The organism is Mycolicibacterium sp. 624 (assembly GCF_040548615.1).
Classification (GTDB): Bacteria; Actinomycetota; Actinomycetes; order Mycobacteriales; family Mycobacteriaceae; genus Mycobacterium.
Genome location: NZ_JBEPRZ010000002.1, coordinates 1,231,634 through 1,251,647, shown reverse-complemented (window position 1 = coordinate 1,251,647; position 20,014 = coordinate 1,231,634). Strand labels below are relative to the sequence as shown.

At 66.0% G+C, this 20,014-nt stretch carries 2 protein-coding genes; both read left to right on the top strand.

From position 1 onward, the window contains the following. On the top strand, nucleotides 1–6,474 hold a 6,474-nt coding region (locus tag ABIA65_RS12910; protein ID WP_502919551.1), incomplete at its 5' end, for an amino acid adenylation domain-containing protein. Beyond that, on the top strand, nucleotides 6,471–19,976 hold the full coding sequence (locus ABIA65_RS12905) for a non-ribosomal peptide synthetase (RefSeq protein WP_354523724.1): 13,506 nt from the start codon (nucleotides 6,471–6,473) through the stop codon (nucleotides 19,974–19,976). The genes ABIA65_RS12910 and ABIA65_RS12905, both read left to right, overlap by 4 nt. Nucleotides 19,977–20,014: the final 38 nt, after the last annotated feature.

The following is a 20,014-nucleotide window of genomic DNA, read 5'->3' as shown; positions in this document are numbered from 1 at the left end:
GTCGGTGAGTTGTATGTGGCCGGTCGCGGTGTCGGGGTGGGTTATGTGCGGCGCCCGTCGTTGACGGGTTCACGGTTTGTGGCCTGCCCGTTCGCACCCGGCACCCGGATGTATCGGACCGGGGACCTGGTCCGCTGGCGTGACGACGGGCAGATCCAATACCTGGGCCGTGCCGATGAGCAGGTCAAGATCCGCGGCTACCGCATCGAACTCGGCGAGATCCAAACAGCTCTGACTGATCTGGACGGCGTGGCGCAGGCGGTGGTGATCGTTCGGGAGGATCAGCCCGCCGACAGACGTCTCGTCGGCTACGTCACCGGCACTGCGGATCCTGCGACGATACGCGCGGCACTGGCCGAGCGGCTTCCGGCCTATATGGTGCCCGCGGCCGTGGTGAGCCTGGAGGCCCTGCCGTTGACGGTCAACGGCAAGCTCGACAAACGTGCGTTGCCGGCACCGGAGTACATCGATGTCGACCGGTACCGTGCTCCGAGCACTGCGACCGAGGAGATCCTGGCCGGCATCTACGCCCGGGTCCTGGGCCTGGAGCGTGTCGGGGTCGATGACTCCTTCTTCGATCTGGGCGGGGACTCCCTGTCGGCGATGCGTGTCGTCTCGGCGATCAACTCCGGCCTGGACGCCGACCTCGCGGTACGCAGCCTGTTCGACGCACCCACGATCGGCCAACTGGCGCCCCACATCAGTGCGGGCACCCGAGGCGAACCCCTGGTACAGGTGGAACGGCCCACCGTCGTCCCGTTGTCGTATGCCCAGCAGCGGTTGTGGTTCCTCAATCGGTTCGAGGGCGGTGTCGCGACCTACAACATGCCGATCGCATTCCGGATCGGCGGCGCGCTGGACGTGGCGGCGCTGGACGCCGCGCTCGATGATGTGATCGCCCGGCACGAGTCGCTGCGCACCGTGTTTCCCGACGTCGACGGTGTGCCATTGCAGAAGGTGTTGCCCGCCGAGCCGGGGATGTGGCGGCGCGGTGGCGCGGCGCTGGTATCGATCCCGGAGCACGATGTGACCGGCGCGTTGATCTCGCTGGCGGGGTACCGGTTTGACCTGTCGGAAGAGATTCCGGTGCGGGCCCAGATCTATCAGGTGGGACCCGCGCAGTACGTGCTGGGGATCGTGTTGCATCACATCGCCTTTGACGGGTGGTCGATGGCCCCGATGGTCAGGGATGTGGCCGTCGCGTACGGGGCGCGGCGACAACTCCACGAACCAGATTGGGTGCCGTTGCCGGTGCAGTATGTCGACTACACCCTGTGGCAGCGTGCGCACCTCGGTGATCTGAGCGACGATGACAGCCGTATCGCGGCGCAGCTGGCCTATTGGGAGCACGCGCTGGCTGGGCTGCCCGAGGTGGTGTCGATACCGACGGATCGCCCCCGCCCCCCGGCACCCAGTTATCGCGGCGACGGGGTGGAGCTTCGCATCGACCCGCACACCTGGGCGGGGGTCAAGGCGCTGGCGGCGGAGCACAACGCGACGGCCTCGATGGTTTTGCAGGCCGTGGTGGCGGTGCTGATGCATCGGGTCGGGGTCGGTGACGACGTGGCGATCGGTACGGCGATCGCGGGGCGGATGGATCAGGCACTCGACGAGCTGGTCGGGTTCTTCGTCAACACCTGGGTGCTCCGCGTCGAAATGAACTCACAGCAGCAGTTCAGTGATGTGGTCGAGCAAGTGCGACACAAGGCGCTGGATGCCTACAGCAATCAGGATGTGCCATTCGAGTTGCTCGTCGAGCGGCTCAACCCCGTGCGTTCCACATCGCATCATCCGCTGTTCCAGGTGGCCCTGGTCTTTCAGAACAATGTGCGCCCCGAGGTTGCACTGGACGGGGCCAGTGTCGAGCCACTCTCGATGGTCACCCGCACCGCCAAGTTCGACCTCGACTTCGATTTGAGAGAGAGGCCCGGTGAGGATGCCGGGGCTGCGATGGCTGCCGGGGTGGTGACCTATGCCACGGATTTGTTCGATCAGTCGACCGTCGAGCGGTTGGTTGGCTGGTTCGGCCAGGTGGTTGAGGCGGTGGTGGCTGATTCGTCGGTGGTGGTGGGTGAGGTGGCGTTGCTGGATCGCGGTGAGCGTGATCTGGTGTTGGAGAAGTGGTCTGGTGCGCAGGTGGTGGCGCCGGTGGGGTGGGGGCCGCAGTTGTTGGCGGCGGCGGTGGCTGCTGATCCGGATGCGGTGGCGGTTGTTGATGGGGTGCGGCAGTGGTCCTATCGCGAGCTTGATGAGGCGTCGAATCGGTTGGCGCGGGTGTTGATTGAGATTGGTGTGGGTCCTGAGCGCGCGGTGGGCGTGGCGATGGGTCGGTGTGCGGAGTTGGTGTTGGCGTGGTGGGCGGTGCTCAAGGCTGGCGGGGTGTATGTGCCGGTGGATCGGGGGCATCCGGTCGAGCGGATTGCCACGGTGTTGCATGCTGTCGAGGCCGTGTGTGTGTTGAGCTGTGGGGCCGATGCGGTGGACGGGGCTGGGGCGCGGCCGCTGCTGCGTGTTGATGGGTTGGATCTGTCGGGGCGCTCGGCGAGTCCGATCATCGATGCTGAACGGTTGGCTCCGGTGGGGGTGCAGGATGCGGCGTATGTGATCTTCACGTCGGGGTCCACCGGGACACCGAAGGGGGTGGCGGTCAGCCACGCCGGACTGCTGGGCGTGGCTGCTGCGCAACGTGAGCTGTTCGGACTGGGCGCGTCGGGGCGGGTCCTTCTGGTAGCGGCGCCGACCTTCGATGCGTCAGTCTTTGAGATGCTCCTGGCCGTCGGTTCCACAGCGGCATTGGTCGTGGCCCCGCCGGATTCCTATGCGGGGGAGGCGCTGACCGCGCTGGTGCAGGATCAGCGGGTTGATGCGGCGGTGATGACTCCGACGGTGCTTGCGACGCTTGATCGCGCTCGGCTCGACGGACGGCTGGGCACGCTCATCACCGCCGGGGAGGCTTGCCCGGCGGAGCTGGTGACCGCCTGGGCGCCGAGCCGACAGATGTTCAACGCCTACGGCCCCACCGAGACCACCATCTGGGCCACCTGTACGACACCGTTGGCTGCGGGACGGCCAGTGGATATCGGTGCTCCGATCGCGGGAGTGAGCGCGCTGGTGCTCGATGCGCGGCTGAACCCGGCGCCGGTCGGCGTGGTCGGTGAGCTCTATCTCGGCGGAGCCGCACTGGCGCGCGGCTATGTGGGCCGCGCGGAGCTGACCGCGGATCGGTTCGTGGCCAACCCCTATGGCGCAGCGCAGGAACCCGGAACACGGATGTATCGCACCGGCGACCTCGTCCGCTGGAGTGCCCAGGGGCAGCTGGAGTATCTGGGTCGCGCCGATGCCCAGATCAAACTGCGCGGTCTGCGCATCGAGTTGGGCGAGGTCGAGAACACCCTGCTGGCCTGCCCGCTGGTCACCCGGGCCGCGGCGGCCGTGCACCGCGCCGACACCGCTGACCACCTCATCGCCTACGTCGCGCTGGAGCGCACCAGCAGCGCCGATCACGACGCCGCAGTCGTGGACCAGTGGCAACACATGTACGACGAGCTGTACGACGCCGATCTCGAGAAGGCGGAGTTCGGCAGCGACTTCCGCGGCTGGAACAGCAGCTACACCGACCAGCCAATCCCGCTGCACGAGATGCAGGAATGGCGCTCGCGCACGGTGGATCGAATCATGGCGCTTGGTCCGCGGCGGGTGCTCGAGATCGGAGCCGGTTCTGGGCTCGTGCTCTCACAGATCGCCCCGCACTGCGAACACTATGTCGGCACCGATATGTCAGCTGTGGCTATCGATAGCCTGGCAGGCGAACTGGAGCGGTTGCAGCTCCCGTGGCGTGATCGAGTTCAGCTGCTGACGCAACCCGCGCACGTCACCGGTGCATTGCCGCACGGCCACTTCGACACCATCATTCTCAACTCGGTAGTCCAGTACTTCCCCAACGCCGGATACTTGGCCGACGTCATCGACAACGCCGTCAACCTGCTGGCACCCGGTGGGCGACTGTTCATCGGCGATGTCCGCAATCACCGCCTGCAGGAGGCATTCCAAACCGGCATCGCGCTGGCGCACACCGCGACCCGCGACGCCGACGACATCCGCAAGAGGGTCCAGCGCGCGGTCCTCGGCGAACCCGAATTACTGCTGGCCCCAGACTTCTTCACCACGTGGGCGGCCGACAATCCCTCGGCAACCGGTGTTGACATCCGGGTCAAGCGTGGCGTGGCCGACAACGAGTTGAGCAGGTACCGCTACGACGTCGTCATCCACAAGACCCCCGCCCACGTGTGCTCATTGGCCGCCGCACCCGCCTGGGAATGGACAGAGTGTGCAGGCCTGAGCGGGCTGCATGCCGAGTTGACATCGCAACGACCGGCCATCGTGCGCATCACTGAGATCCCCCGTGCCGGCGTGATCGCCGACGTTCACCTCCACCGGGCTCTGGCCGCTGGGTTGCCGCTAGCCGAGGCACGCGCCGCCGCCGCATCCTCTGACACCGCGACCGCGGAACAGCTGCACAGTCTCGGTGAGGCCGTCGGCTATCACGTCGCCGTCACCTGGGGTGCGCAGCCCGGCACGCTGGACGCCGTCTTCATCGCCCCAACCGACGATGCGCACAGCCAGGTGCTCACCGACCTCTACCTGGCTCCCGCCGAGGTCCGCCAGCGCAACTGCCACGCCAATGACCCGGATGCCAACGGCAAGATCAACGCAGTCCGTCAACAGATCAGTGCGCGGCTGCCCGAGTACATGATGCCGTCCCAGATCCTGGTGCTCGACGAGTTCCCGTTGACCACCTCGGGAAAGATCGACCGAAAGTCACTGCCCCAACCGGTGTTTGCCACCACCGCATTCCGGGCGCCGCGGACCAGGACCGAGAAGATCGTCGGCGAGGCGTTCGCCGAGGTGCTCGGGCTCGGGCGGGTCGGCCTCGATGACGACTTCTTCGCCCTTGGCGGAGACTCATTGACCGCCACCCGGGTCAGTGCCCGGCTGCAGGCGGCGCTGGGCAGCGAGGTGCCGGTGCGGTACCTGTTCGACGCACCGACCGCAGGGGGCCTCGCCGATCACCTGGACCGGAATCACGGCGGGACGACCCGCCCACCGTTGCAGGTGATGCCACGTCCAGAGCGGATCCCGTTGTCGTATGCCCAGCAGCGGTTGTGGTTCTTCGATCAGTTACAGGGCCCGACACCGGTTTACAACATGGCAGTGGCATTGCGGCTCCGCGGGAGCCTGGACACCGACGCGCTCGGCCAATCGCTGGTTGATGTGGTGGGCCGTCACGAGAGTCTGCGCACACTCTTCACCGCGCCCAAGGGGACACCTCAGCAGCTGGTGGTGCCGCCCGAACGCGCCAGCGTGTGCTGGAGGGTTGTTGACGCCATGGACTGGCAGGCGGGCCGGCTCGAGGAGGCCATCGGCGCGGTGGCGCGTCATCCATTTGACCTGACCGCCGAGATCCCGCTGCGGGCAACTCTTTTCCGCGTCGGAGCCGATGAGCACGTGTTGGTGGCCGTCGTCCATCACATCGCCGCCGACGGCTGGTCGGTAACTCCCCTGGTCGCTGATCTGGGGGTGGCCTATGCCAGCCGGTGCGGCGGCCGGGCGCCGGATTGGGTGCCGCTGCCGGTGCAGTACGTGGACTACACGCTGTGGCAGCGCCAGCATCTGGGGGATCTGGCCGATGCCGACAGTCGTATCGCCGAACAGTTGGCCTACTGGCAGGAAGCCCTGGCCGGCCTGCCTGAGTACCTGCAGTTGCCTACCGATCGGCCCTATCCGCCGGTGGCGGACTACCGGGGGGCCAGCGTTGCGGTGGACTGGCCGGCTGGCCTGCAGCAGCGGGTGCGTGAGGTGGCTCATGAGCACAACGTGACCACCTTCATGGTGATCCAGGCCGCGCTCGCGGTGCTGCTGTCGAAGCACAGCACCAGCTCCGATGTGGCGGTGGGGATCACGATCGCCGGACGTGGCGATCCCGCGCTGGATGAGCTGGTGGGTTTCTTCGTCAACACGCTGGTGCTGCGAGTTGATCTGGCCGGCGATCCCACCATCGCTGAGCTACTGGACCAGGTGCGCCAGCGCGGCCTGGCGGCATACGAGAACCAGGACGTGCCCTTCGAGGTGCTGGTCGACCGGCTCAAGCCCACCCGGAGCCTGACCCATCACCCGCTGGTTCAGGTGATCCTGTCCTGGCAGAACCTGCCCTGGCAGCACAGCAGCGATTCCGCTGCCGGGCTGGCCTTGGGTGATGTGCAGGTGACCCCCATACCCGCGCATACGCATACCGCTCGCACGGATCTCACATTCGCCCTCGGCGAGCGGTGGAGCGAGACCGGCGAACTCGCTGGGATTGGGGGAACGGTGGAGTTTCGTACCGATGTCTTCGACGCGGATAGCGTTGAGCGGCTGATTGAACGGTTGCGGCGGGTGCTGGTGGCGATGACCGCTGATGTGGGGGACAGGGCATGACCGCCGATCTCTCTCGGCGGCTGTCATCGATGGATCTGTTGGATGAGTGCGAGTACGCCCGGCTGGATGAGTGGGGCAACCGCGCCACCCTGGCCAACGCCCCATTGGCTGCGCTGTCGATTCCCGCCATGTTCGCCGCACAGGTGGCGCGTGCCCCAGATGAGGTCGCGCTGACCTTTGATGGCCATTGCTTGACGTATCGGGAGCTCGACGAGGCGGCCAACCGGTTGGCGAATCTGTTGGTCGTGCAGGGGGTGTGCCCGGGAACATTTGTGGCGCTGGTGTTTCCGCGCTCGATTGAGGCGGTTGTGTCGATTCTTGCGGTGCTGAAGACCGGTGCGGCGTATCTGCCGATCGACCCGATGCATCCCGATGCGCGGATTGAGTTCATGGTGGCTGACGCCGCGCCGATCGTGGCGGTGACCACCGCTGGGCTGGCCGAGCGGTTGGCGGGGTGTGAGCTGCCGGTGATCGATGCCGCCGATCCACGCATCGCCACCCAGCCCAGCACCGCCCTGCCCGCACCCGGCGCCGATGACGTCGCCTATCTCATCTACACCTCGGGCACCACCGGTGTGCCGAAGGGAGTGGCGATCACCCACGGCAGCGTGACCCGGTTGCTGGAGTCTCTGGATGCCAATCTGCAGCTGGCGGGGCAGGTGTGGACACAGTGTCATTCGCTGGCGTTCGACTACTCCGTGTGGGAGATCTGGGGTGCGCTGCTGTTTGGTGGGCGGTTGCTGGTGGTGCCCGAGTCGGTGACACGCTCGCCGCAGGACTTCCACACCCTGCTGGTTGCCGAACAGGTCAGTGTGTTGAGTCAGACCCCGTCAGCGTTCTACGCGCTGCAGACCGCCGATGCACTTCAGTCTGAGGTCGGTCGCCAGCTCAAGTTGGAGACGGTGGTCTTTGGCGGCGAAGCGCTTGAACCGCAGCGACTTCGGCCGTGGCTTGACTCTCATCCGGGATCGCCGCGGATGATCAACATGTACGGGATCACCGAGACCACTGTGCATGCGTCGTTCCGCGAGATCGTCAAGCTCGACGCCGACAGCAGTGTCAGTCCTATCGGGGTGCCGTTGGCCCACCTCGCCTTCTTCGTGCTGGATCAGGCACTGCAGTCAGTGCCGGTAGGTGTGGTCGGTGAGCTGTACGTGGCCGGTGCCGGACTCGGATGCGGGTACTGGCGCCGCGGCGGGTTGACCGGGTCCCGGTTCGTGGCGTGTCCGTTCGGGGGTTCTGGGGCACCTGGCACACGCATGTATCGCACCGGAGACCTGGCGTCGTGGGGCACCGATGGGCAGCTGAGGTATCTGGGCCGCGGCGATGAGCAGGTCAAGATCCGCGGTTATCGCATCGAACTCGGCGAGATCCACACGGCGCTGGCTGATCTGGACGGTGTGGAGCAGGCGGTGGTGATAGCCCGCGAGGACCGCCCAGGGGACAAACGCCTCGTCGGCTACATCACGGGCACCGCAGACCCGGCCGACATGCGTGCACGGCTGTCCGATCGGCTACCGACATATATGGTGCCTGCCGCGATTGTGGTGATGGATGCGCTGCCGTTGACGGTCAACGGCAAACTGGACAAACGGGCCCTGCCCGCACCCGAGTACGCCGATGTCGATCATTACCGTGCGCCGGCCACGCCCACCGAGGAGATCCTGGCCGCCATCTATGCCAACGTGCTGGGGTTGGCAAGGGTCGGCGTCGATGACTCGTTCTTCGACCTGGGTGGGGACTCGCTATCGGCGGTTCGCCTGGTCGCCGCTGTCAACGCGGGATTGGGTGCCGGGCTTGCGGTGCGCGCGGTGTTCGATGCGCCCACGGTCGCCGAGTTGGCTCCCCGTCTGGGCGCGGCGGCCGATAACCGTGTGCCGCTCGTTGCCGGTGCGCGGCCAGCGACCGTGCCGTTGTCACATGCCCAGCAACGGTTGTGGTTCCTGGATCAGTTGCAGGGTCCCTCACCGGTTTACAACATGCCAACCGCGTATCGAATCCGTGGGGCGCTGGATGTCGCCGCACTGGGAGCGGCACTGGGCGATGTGGTGGATCGCCACGAGAGTCTGCGCACCCTGTTCGCGGCGGCCGACGGAGTACCGCGGCAAGTGGTGGTTCCCGTCGAGCGGGCCGACTTCGGTTGGCAGGTGGTTGACGCCCGCGGCTGGCCGTCGGAGCGACTGAGTGAGGTCCTCGACGCGGCAGGCGGTCACTCCTTTGACTTGGCCGCAGAGATTCCGTTGCGGGCAACGCTTCTGCGTGTCGACGATGACGAGCATGTGCTGATGGTGGTGGTGCACCATATCGCCGCCGACGGGTGGTCGGTCAGGCCGTTGGTGCGTGATGTGGGGGTTGCCTATGCCAGCCGGTGTGGCGGGCAAGCGCCCGACTGGGCTCCGTTGCCGGTGCAGTACGCGGATTACGCGCTGTGGCAACAGGAGTGGTTGGGTGTCGAGTCCGATCCCGACAGCGTGATATCTGCGCAGCTGGCCTACTGGGAGCAGGCGCTGGCCGGGCTGCCCGAACACCTCGCATTACCCACCGATCGGCCGTACCCACCGGTCGCCGATTTCCGTGGGACCAGCGTAACCGTGGAGTGGCCGGCCGAGTTCCAGCAGCGTGTCGCGCAGGTGGCCGGTGAGCACAATGCGACGAGTTTCATGGTGGTTCAGGCTGCGCTTGCCGTGCTGCTGTCGAGCCTGTGTGTCAGTTCTGATGTGGCAGTGGGGTTCCCGATCTCCGGACGTGGCGATCCGGCGCTCGATGATGTGGTGGGCTTCTTCGTCAACACCTTGGTGTTGCGGGTCGATGTGGCCGGTGATCCCACCGTTTCTGAGTTACTGACTCAGGTGCGCGACCGCAGTCTGGCGGCCTTTGAGCATCAGGACGTGCCGTTTGAGGTGCTGGTCGATCGACTCAACCCGACCAGAAGCCTGACCCACCACCCGCTGGTGCAGGTGATGTTGGCCTGGCAGAACTTCGCCGGGCAGGACACCCGCACCGATGTCGAAACGACACTTGGTGACGTGGATGTCAGCACGCTTCCGGTGGACACCCGCAGTGCCCGGATGGATCTGGTGTTCTCCCTCGGCGAGCGCTTCAGCGCCGTTGGGGAGCCACTCGGGATCTGCGGATCGGTGGAATTTCGCACCGACGTGTATGACGCCGCCAGCATCGAGACGTTGATCGAGCGGCTGCAGCGGGTGTTGGAGGCGATAACCGCCGACCCGGCGCGGTCGTTGTCCTCGGTGGATCTGCTCCATTCCGGTGAGCGCGCCCTGCTGGATGACTGGGCCAACCGCGCGGTGCTGACTCACCCCGCGTCCGCCGTGTCGATTCCGGTGTTGTTCGCCGAACAGGTGATGCGCACACCCGAGGCGGTGGCGATCACGTGTGGGCAGCGTTCTTGGACCTACCGAGAACTCGATGAGTCGGCTAATCGGTTGGCGCACATGCTCGTCGGCCACGGTGTGGGCGCCGGCCAGTGCGTGGCGCTGCTATTGGAGCGGTCGGCTGAGGCGATAGTCGCCATTCTGGCGGTGCTCAAGTCCGCTGCGGCCTACCTGCCGATCGATCCTGCACATCCCGACGCGCGGATCGCGGCGGTCCTTGCCGACGCCGCACCGACTGTCGCGGTCACCACCACCGCGTTGGCGAAGCGGTTGGACGGCTATGAGCTGCTGGTGCTCGATGTGGGCGATCCTCGCATTGACACCCACCCAGCGACGACGTTGCCGCCGCCGGCGGCCGATGACATCGCCTACGTCATCTACACGTCGGGCAGCACCGGTATCCCGAAGGGGGTGGCGATAACTCACCACAACGTCACACAGTGGTTGGGGACGCGCGACGCGCATCTGCCGACCCAGGCGTGGGCGCAGTGGCATTCGTATGCCTTCGACGCATCGGTGGAGGAGATCTGGGCTGCGCTGTTGCACGGTGGGCGGCTGGTGGTGATCCCCGAGACAGTGGCGGGCTCACCACAGGATCTGCATACCCTGCTGGTGACCGAACAGGTCAGCGTGCTGAGCCAGACTCCGTCGGCGTTGGCGATGCTGACACCAGAGGGCTTGGAGTCAATGGCGCTGCTGGTGGCTGGTGAGCGCTGTCCGGCACATCTGCTGGATCGATGGGCGCCGGGCCGCGTGATGATCAACGGCTACGGCCCGACAGAGACCACGGTGTGCGCATCGCGGAGTGCGCCGCTGACGACGGGGTCTCCCGTGGTGCCGATTGGCTCGCCTGTTCCCGGCGCGGCGTTGTTCGTGCTGGATCAATGGCTGCGTCCGGTGCCTGCCGGGGTGGTCGGCGAGCTGTATGTCGCCGGTCGCGGCGTCGGAGTGGGGTATCTGCGCCGCGCGGGGTTGACCGGGTCGCGTTTCGTGGCATGCCCGTTTGGGGGTGCGGGCACTCGGATGTATCGCACCGGGGACCTGGTGCGCTGGGGTGCGGACGGTCAGCTGAGCTACTCGGGACGTGCTGATGAGCAGGTCAAGATCCGCGGCTATCGCATCGAGCTGGGGGAGATCCAAACCGCCCTGGCCGATCTGGACGGCGTGGAGCAGGCGGCGGTGATCGCCCGCGAGGACCGCCCAGCCGACATACGCCTGGTTGGCTACATCACCGGCACGGCAGACCCGACCAAGATCCGCGCCGCGCTGGCCGAGATCCTGCCTCGCTATATGGTGCCGATCGCGGTGGTGGTGCTCGAGATGCTGCCGCTGACAGTCAACGGCAAACTGGACACCCGCGCACTGCCTGCTCCGGACTGCACCGACACCGGAGATGGGTACCGGGCCCCCGCCAACCCGGTCGAGGAGATCCTTGCCGGCATCTATGCCCAGGTGCTGGGCCTCGACCGTGTCGGGGTCGATGACTCATTCTTCGATCTGGGCGGGGACTCGCTGTCGGCGATGCGGGTGATCTCCGCGATCAACTCCGGCCTGGATACCGACCTCGCGGTGCGTGCCCTGTTCGACGCGCCAGCTGTGTCCGCGCTGGCGTCGCGTATCGGGGAGGGTGCGGGTGGGCGTGAGCCGCTGACGGTGCAACAACGACCCGCGGTGGTGCCGTTGTCGTATGCCCAGCAACGGTTGTGGTTCCTCAATCAGTTCGAGGGCGAGGTCGCCACCTACAACATGCCGACCGCGTATCGAATCAGCGGGGCGCTCGACGCCGAGGCGTTGGGCGCGGCATTGCGTGACGTTGTAGACCGCCATGAGAGCCTGCGCACGCTGCTACCGGCGGTCGACGGGGTACCCGGGCAGGTGGTGGTACCGGTCGAGCAGGCCGACTTCGGATGGCAGATCATTGATGCCACCGACTGGTCAATGGAGCGCCTCGGTGAGGCCGTCGGGGAAGCGGTGCGCCACAGCTTTGACCTCGCAACTGAAATACCCATGCGGGCATGGCTTTTCCGTGCAGCTGAGAACGAACACGTATTGGTGACCGTGGTGCACCACATCGCGGGAGACGGTTGGTCGATCGGCCCGTTGGTGCGTGATCTGGGGGTGGCCTACGCCGGCCGGAGCGCTGGACGGGCACCGGACTGGGCGCCGTTGCCGGTGCAGTATGTGGACTACACGCTGTGGCAGCGCGCTCAGCTGGGTGATCTGGTCGACGCCGACAGTCCGATCGCCGCGCAGTTGGCCTATTGGGAGCAGTCGCTGGCCGGGTTGCCCGAGCGGCTGGAGTTGCCGACTGACCGGCCCTATCCGTCGGTGGCGGACTATCGCGGTGCCAGTGTGACGGTGGACTGGCCTGCAGAACTGCAACAGAGGGTCACTCGAGTTGCTCGCGAGCACAACGCGACGAGCTTCATGGTGGTGCAGACCGCCCTGGCGGTGCTGTTGGCCGAGCTGACGGCCAGCAGCGATGTGGCGGTGGGCTTTCCGATAGCCGGGCGTCGCGATCCGACGCTGGACGAGCTGGTGGGGTTCTTCGTCAACACGCTGGTGCTGCGGGTCGATGTGGCCGGTGATCCCACCGTGGCCGAGCTGCTGGATCAGGTGCGCCAGCGTAGCCTCGCCGCCTACGAGCATCAGGACGTTCCGTTTGAGATGCTGGTGGAGCGGCTCAACCCGACTCGAAGTCTGGCTCATCACCCGCTGATTCAGGTCATCTTCGCGTGGCAGAACCTCCCCTGGCAGGACAACAACCCCGCCGCTGCACTGAGTCTGGGGGATCTGCAGATGACGCCGTTGTCGGCGGAAACTGACACTGCCCGAATGGATCTGGTGTTCTTCCTGCGTGAGCACTGGGACGATGACGGTGCTCCGGCGGGGATCTGGGGCACGGTGGAGTACCGCACCGATGTGTTCGACAGCGCCAGCATCGAGGCGCTGGTCGGGCGACTGCAACGGGTGTTGGAGGCGATCACAGCGGATCCGGCGCGATCATTGTCGTCGGTGGACATGCTCGACGCGATTGAGCGTGGTCGTCTGGACGAGTTCGGGCATCGTGCGGGGTTGACTCAGCCCGCGACCGAAGCGTCGATTCCGGCGTTGTTCACCGCGCAGGTGGTGCATGCACCCGATGCGATGGCGGTGACCTTTGAGGGCTGTTCGTTGTCGTATCGAGGGCTTGATCAGGCGTCGAATCGGCTGGCGCACTTGCTTGTTGACCAGGGTGCGGGACCCGGAAAGTATGTGGCGTTGTTGTTGAACCGGTCGGCTGAGGCGATCGTGTCGATTCTGGCGGTGCTGAAGTCTGGTGCGGCGTATCTGCCGATTGATCCGGCTCATCCCGATGCGCGGGTGCAGTTCATGCTCGCTGATGCGGCGCCGATCGGCGCGATCACCACGACTGGTTTGGCTCATCGTTTGGCTGGGTGTGGCGTGCCGGTGATCAATGTCGAGGATCCTCGCTGTGACGCTCAACCCAGCAGTCCGTTGCCGGGCCCGACCCCGGATGACATTGCCTACATCATCTACACGTCGGGGACGACGGGTCTGCCCAAGGGTGTTGCAATCACCCATCAGAACGCGACTCGGTTGTTCGACGGTCTAGACGTGGCCGTGCAGATCGGTCCGGGGCAGGTGTGGGCGCAGTGTTCGTCGTTGGCCTTTGACTTCTCGGTGTGGGAGATCTGGGGTGCGCTGCTGCATGGGGGCCGGTTGGTGGTGGTGCCCGAGGGCTTGACCCGGTCCCCGCGGGATCTACAGGCACTGCTGGCCGCCGAGAGGGTCACCATGCTGAGCCAGACCCCGTCGGCGATTGGGATGCTCTCGCCGCAGGGGTTGGAGTCGGCGGCGTTGATGGTCTCCGCGGAGGCCTGCCCGGCCGACGTGGTGGACCGGTGGGCGCCGGGTCGGGTGATGATCAACGGCTATGGCCCGACTGAGACCACGGTGTATGCCACGATCAGCGCTCCTCTGACTCCTGGTGCGGGTGTGGTGCCGATCGGGTTCCCCGTGCCCGGGGCGGCGTTGTTCGTCCTGGATGCCTGGTTGCGGGAGGTGCCCGTCGGGGTGGTCGGTGAGTTGTATGTCGCCGGCCGCGGTGTCGGGGTCGGGTATGTCCGCTGCCCCTCGTTGACGGGTTCACGGTTTGTGGCCTGCCCCTTCGGCGCTCCTGGAGCGCGGATGTATCGCACCGGGGACCTGGTCCGCTGGCGTGACGACGGGCAGATCCAATACCTGGGCCGCGGTGATGAACAGGTCAAGATCCGCGGCTACCGCATCGAACTCGGCGAGATTGCCGCGGTCCTGGCAGGTCATCCGCGGGTTGCGCAGGCGGCGGTCATCGCCCGCGAGGACCGGCCCGACGACAAGCAGTTGGTGGGCTATGTGGTGCCGGATCAGCAGATGAGACTGGTCCGAGAGTTAGACCGCGAAGCCCAACTCGTCGATCAGTGGCAGGGTGTGTATGAGGGTCTGTACACCGGGGAGTCGTTCACCGACGGCACGGCGGCCGAACTGGGCGAGGACTTCGGGGGCTGGAACAGCAGCTACACCGGTGCGCCAATACCGCTCGAGGAGATGCGCCAGTGGCGGTCGGCCGCGGTTGATCGGATCCTGGCCCTGCGACCGCAGCGGGTGTTGGAGATCGGCGTCGGCTCGGGACTGTTGCTCGCCCATGTGGCGCCGAAGTGTGAGGAGTACTGGGGCACAGACTTCTCCGCGCCGACCATCCAGACCCTGCGGGCAGCGGTGGGTGAGCAGCAGTGGGGCGATCGGGTGCGGTTGCGGGTACAGCCAGCTGATGTGTCAGATGGGTTGCCGCAGGGGCATTTCGATGTGGTCGTGCTGAACTCGGTCATCCAGTACTTCCCGAGCGCGGGGTACCTGCTGGATGTCCTGGCGGCGGCGATGCGGCTGCTCGGGCCGGGCGGGGCGCTCTACGTCGGCGACGTGCGCAACCTGTCATTGCTGCGCGCGTTCACCACTGCGGTGGTGAACGCCGACACCGGCGCGGAGGAGACGGCAAGGCAGGTCTGCGAACGAGTGCGCCGGGAGGTCCTTGCCGAGCAGGAACTGCTGTTGGCCCCAGAGTTCTTCGCGGCTCTGCCTCAGCATCTTCCCGATATCGCCGCGGTGGACGTGCAGCTCAAGGCGATGGACGCCGTCAACGAACTCAGTGGCTACCGCTATGAGGTGGTGCTGCACAAGGCGCCGGTGGCGGTGCGCTCGGCGGCTGACCTGCCGTCGCGACCGTGGCAGCGATTCGGCAGCCTGATGGCGCTCGGTGAGTACCTGCGGTCAAACCAGACCACTGAGCTGCGTGTCACCGGGATTCCGCATGCCGGGATCGGGCCGGATGTGGCGATGGCGCAGGCGTTGGAGACGGCCGGGGATCGAATACCGATCAGCGACTTGCGTGGCGACATATCCGCCCCCGATGCGGTGTTGCCGCAGCAGTGCCATCGGCTGGGCCAGGAACTGGGTTACGCCACGGCGGTCACCTGGTCGTCCACTGCCGGTCTGGTGGACGTCATCTACACCCAGGCCACCGAACCGCTTGCGCTGTCGGATCTCTACCGGCCGGCCAAACAGGTTGGTTCCCTCGCCGGGTACGTCAACGACCCGTCGGCCATTGAGCGTGCCACCGAGTTGCGCAGTTTCGTGGCGGAGCGGTTGCCGGAGTACATGGTGCCGGCGGCGATCATGATGGTGGAGTCGCTGCCGTTGACGGTCAACGGAAAACTTGATCGCCGGGCGTTACCAGCACCGGAGTTCACCAGCGGGGTGGCGTACCGGGCACCGCGTGATGAACGCGAGCAGATGTTGGTCGGACTGTTCAGCGAGGTTCTTGGCGTCGCGCGGGTCGGTATCGATGACTCGTTCTTCGACCTGGGTGGTCACTCGCTATCGGCGACACGTCTGATCGCACGGCTGCGGGTCGATATGGGCGTCGATGTCCCGATCCGGGCCCTGTTCGACGCGTCGACTGTGGTGGGGTTGGCCGACTGGATCAGCAGGAATGCCGAGGTGCGTGCGGGGTCGGTGTTGACCCCTCAGCAGCGGCCCGAGGTGGTGCCGTTGTCGTATGCCCAGCAGCGGCTGTGGTTCCTGGGTCAATTGCAGGGCCCCTCGCCGGTGTACAACATGCCGACGGCGTATCGGATCAGCGGCCCGTTGGATGTGGCGGCTCTGGGTGCCGCGCTGAGCGATGTGGTGCGGCGTCACGAGAGTCTGCGCACCGTGTTCGCCGCCGTGGAGGGAGTCCCGCGGCAGATGGTGGTGCCCGCCGACCAAGCCGACTTCGGCTGGCAGGTGGTTGATGCCTTCGGCTGGTCGGGGGAGCGGCTGGCGGAGGCCGTCGGCACGGCGGTGCGGCACAGTTTTGATCTGGCCAGTGAGATCCCCTTGCGAGCAACCCTTTTCCGGGTCGATGAGAACGAACATGTGTTGGTGGTGGTGGTGCACCACATCGCCGCCGACGGCTGGTCGATCGCCCCGCTGGTGCGTGATCTGGGGGTGGCCTATGGCAGCCGATGCGTGGGACTGGCACCCAGCTGGGCACCGTTGCCGGTGCAGTACGTGGATTACACGTTGTGGCAGCGCGAACATCTGGGAGATCTGAGCGATCCGGACAGCCGGATCTCCGCGCAGCTGGACTACTGGCAGCAGGCGTTGACCGGGATGCCCGAGTGGCTGGAGCTTCCCACCGACCGCCCCTACCCGCCAGCTGCGAACTACTGCGGCGCCAGTGTGACGGTGGAGTGGCCGGCGCAATTGCAGCAACAGATCGCGCGGGTCGCTCGCGAGCACGACGCGACCAGTTTCATGGTGGTGCAGGCCGCCCTGGCAGTGCTGCTGTCGCGGCTGAGTACCAGTTCCGATGTGGCGGTGGGGTTCCCGATCGCTGGGCGGCGCGACCCCGCTCTCGATGACCTGGTGGGGTTCTTCGTCAACACTTTGGTGCTGCGGGTCGAGCTCGGTGGCGATCTCACCGTCGCCGACCTGTTGTCCCAGGTGCGCCAGCGCAGCCTCGCTGCGTACGAGCATCAGGACGTGCCGTTCGAGGTGCTGGTGGATCGGCTCAATCCGACGCGGAGCCTGACCCATCACCCGCTGATCCAGGTGATGTTGGGCTGGCAGAACTTCGCCGGGCAGGACAGTGGTGACTCCGCCATCGAACCGGCCATGGGTGATGTGGCTGTGTCCGCACTATCCGCGGACACCCATTCCGCCCGGATGGATCTCGCGTTCTCCCTGTCCGAGGGCTTCACGGCCGCCGGTGAGCCCGCAGGGATCTCCGGGTCGGTGGAGTTCCGCACCGACGTCTACGACCCCAGCAGCATCGAAACGCTGGTCGAGCGGCTGGAGCGTGTGGTGGTCGAGATGACCGCCGACCCGACCAGGCGGCTGGCGTCGGTGGATCTACTCGACGAGGGTGAGCGCACCCGCCTCGATGAGGTCGGCAACCAAGCTGTGCTCACCCAACCCGCGACAACGGTCTCGATTCCGGTGTTGTTCGCCGAACAGGCCGCCTTCACACCCGAGGCCGTGGCTATCAGCTTCGACGGACACTCGATCACCTACCGGCAACTCGATGAGACCTCCAACAGGCTGGCCCGTCTACTGGCCGGGCAGGGCATGGGACCGGGACAGTCTGTGGCGCTGCTCTTCTCCCGCTCGGCCGAGGCGATCATCGCGATGCTGGCAGTGCTCAAGACTGGCGCCGCATACCTCGCGATCGACCCGGCGCTTCCCGACGCCAGGATAAAGTTCATGCTGGCCGATGCCGCGCCGGCAACGGCGGTCACCACCACAGAGCTGGCGCACCGGCTGGACGACTCCGATCTGGTGATCATCGATATGGCTGATCCCCGAATTGACGCCCAACCCAGTACCGCATTGGCGGTGCCGGAGGCCGGTGACATCGCCTACCTGATCTACACATCGGGGACCACCGGCACGCCGAAGGGTGTGGTCATTACGCACCGCAACCTGAGCCACCTGGCGCAGTCCATGCCGCCCGATCTGCCTGCAGCGCAGGTGTGGACACAGTGCCACTCCTACGCCTTCGACTTCTCGGTCTGGGAGATCTGGGCCGCGCTCCTGCGCGGGGGCCGGCTGGTGGTGGTGCCCGAATCGGTCACCACATCGCCAAATGATCTGCACGCCTTGCTGATCAGTGAGGAGGTGAACGTTCTGACACAGACGCCGTCGGCGGTCACTGCGCTCGCGCCGGAGGGGTTGCAGTCGGTGGCTCTGCTGCTGGGCGGCGAGCCCTGCCCCAGCGGAGTGGTCGACTGCTGGGCACCTGACCGGGTGGTGATCAACGCATACGGTCCGACTGAGACCACCGTGTACGCGTCCATGAGCGCACCGCTGGCCGCGGGGGCGGGTGTGGTGCCGATCGGGGCGCCGGCTTCGACCACCGCTCTGTTCGTGCTGGATCAGTGGTTGCACGCGGTGCCCGCGGGCGTGGTCGGTGAGTTGTATGTGGCCGGTCGCGGTGTGGCCCTTGGGTATCTGGGCCGGACCGGGTTGACCGGCTCGCGGTTTGTGGCGTGCCCATTGGGAGGTGCGGGCGCGGCTGGAACACGCATGTATCGCACCGGAGACCTGGTCCGCTGGTGCGCTGACGGGCAACTACAGTATCTGGGACGCGCCGATGAGCAGGTCAAGATCCGGGGATACCGAATCGAGCTCGGCGAGATCCGAACAGCGCTGGCCGAATTGGACGGTGTCGAGCAGGCGGCGGTGATCGCCCGTGAGGACCGCCCCGGCGACCAACGACTCGTCGGCTACATCACGGGCAGCGCAGACCCGGCCCACGCCCGTGCCGCTCTGGCCGAACGACTCCCGGCCTACATGGTCCCGGCCGCGGTGCTCATTGTCGACGCGCTACCGCTGACGTCCAGCGGGAAACTCGACACCCGCGCGTTGCCGATACCCGAATACACCCGGGCCAGTGGGGTTTACCTGGCTCCGTCCACTCCCATTCACGAGAGCATCGCCCGTGTCTACGCCCAGGTCCTCGGGCTGGAGCGAGTCGGGGTCGACGACTCCTTCTTCGACCTGGGTGGGGACTCGCTGTCGGCGATGCAGGTGATCACCGCGGTCAACAAATCCCTGGATACGCAGCTGCCAGTGCGCGCAATCTTCGACGCACCGTCGGTCCGGGGCCTCAGCGATCGGGTGAGCCGAGCCGACGGCGCTGAGGAGGTAATCCCTGTCGAGGTCCTCAAGGAGGGCGTCGGTGTTCCACTGTGTTGTGTCCACGATGGTTTCGGCCTGAGCTGGTCGTATCGGGCCCTGGGTGACTATCTGGACTGCCCGATTGTCGGGATCAACCAGGTTGCCCACGGTGACGAGGCCGAACCAGTGTCGGTACGACGTATGGCGGCAAACTACGCGGACAGGCTGCAGTCTCTCTATCCAGACGGGCCCTACAAGATTCTCGGCTGGTCCTTCGGCGGCGTGGTGGCGCAGGAACTCGCCATTGAGCTTCAGCGACGGGGATGCGAAGTCCAACGCCTCGTCCTGTTGGACGCCGCACTGAGCGTCAACAAGATGAACAAGCTCAGGACACGCGCAACCAGGTCCATCGCAAGGAACCGCGCGCTGGCCGAGGGGCAGGTATTGGCGTACATTCTGCGATCCAATCACATTGATGTTCCGCCACATTGGGGTCCACTCAGCTATCGGCGGGTCGAGCGGATCATCAAGCGGCGAGCAGAGATGGGATTCACTCCGCCGCCCCGAGAACTCGTGAACTTCATGATTGAAAGCCTCAACACCAACCAGCTGTGCCTCCTCGAACACGTGCCCGATGTGTTTGACGGCGATACCGTCCTGTTTGCTGCCGCGCGCCGTAGGAGTGATGACAACAGCGACTCCGGTCCGAGGTCGCGGTGGCGAGGACTGCGAAACCGAATGGCCACCCGGTCCCATTCGCAGAGTTGGCGACCGTATGTCACTGGGGACGTCACAGCGCACTCGGTGGACTGCACCCACTACGAGATGTTCAGCGCCAGCTCTCTGAATGTGTATTCCAAAGAACTCGTGCGTGCATTGGAAAGCTGGCGGGATGGTGGAGTTTCGGACTGATTTCTTCGACGCCAACAGCGTCGCGTGGCTGCTCTGGG

Coding starts and splice junctions, on each gene's coding strand:
- ABIA65_RS12905 (WP_354523724.1), top strand. CDS start 6,471: ATGACCGCCGATCTCTCTCGGCGGCTGTCATCGATGGATCTGTTGGAT.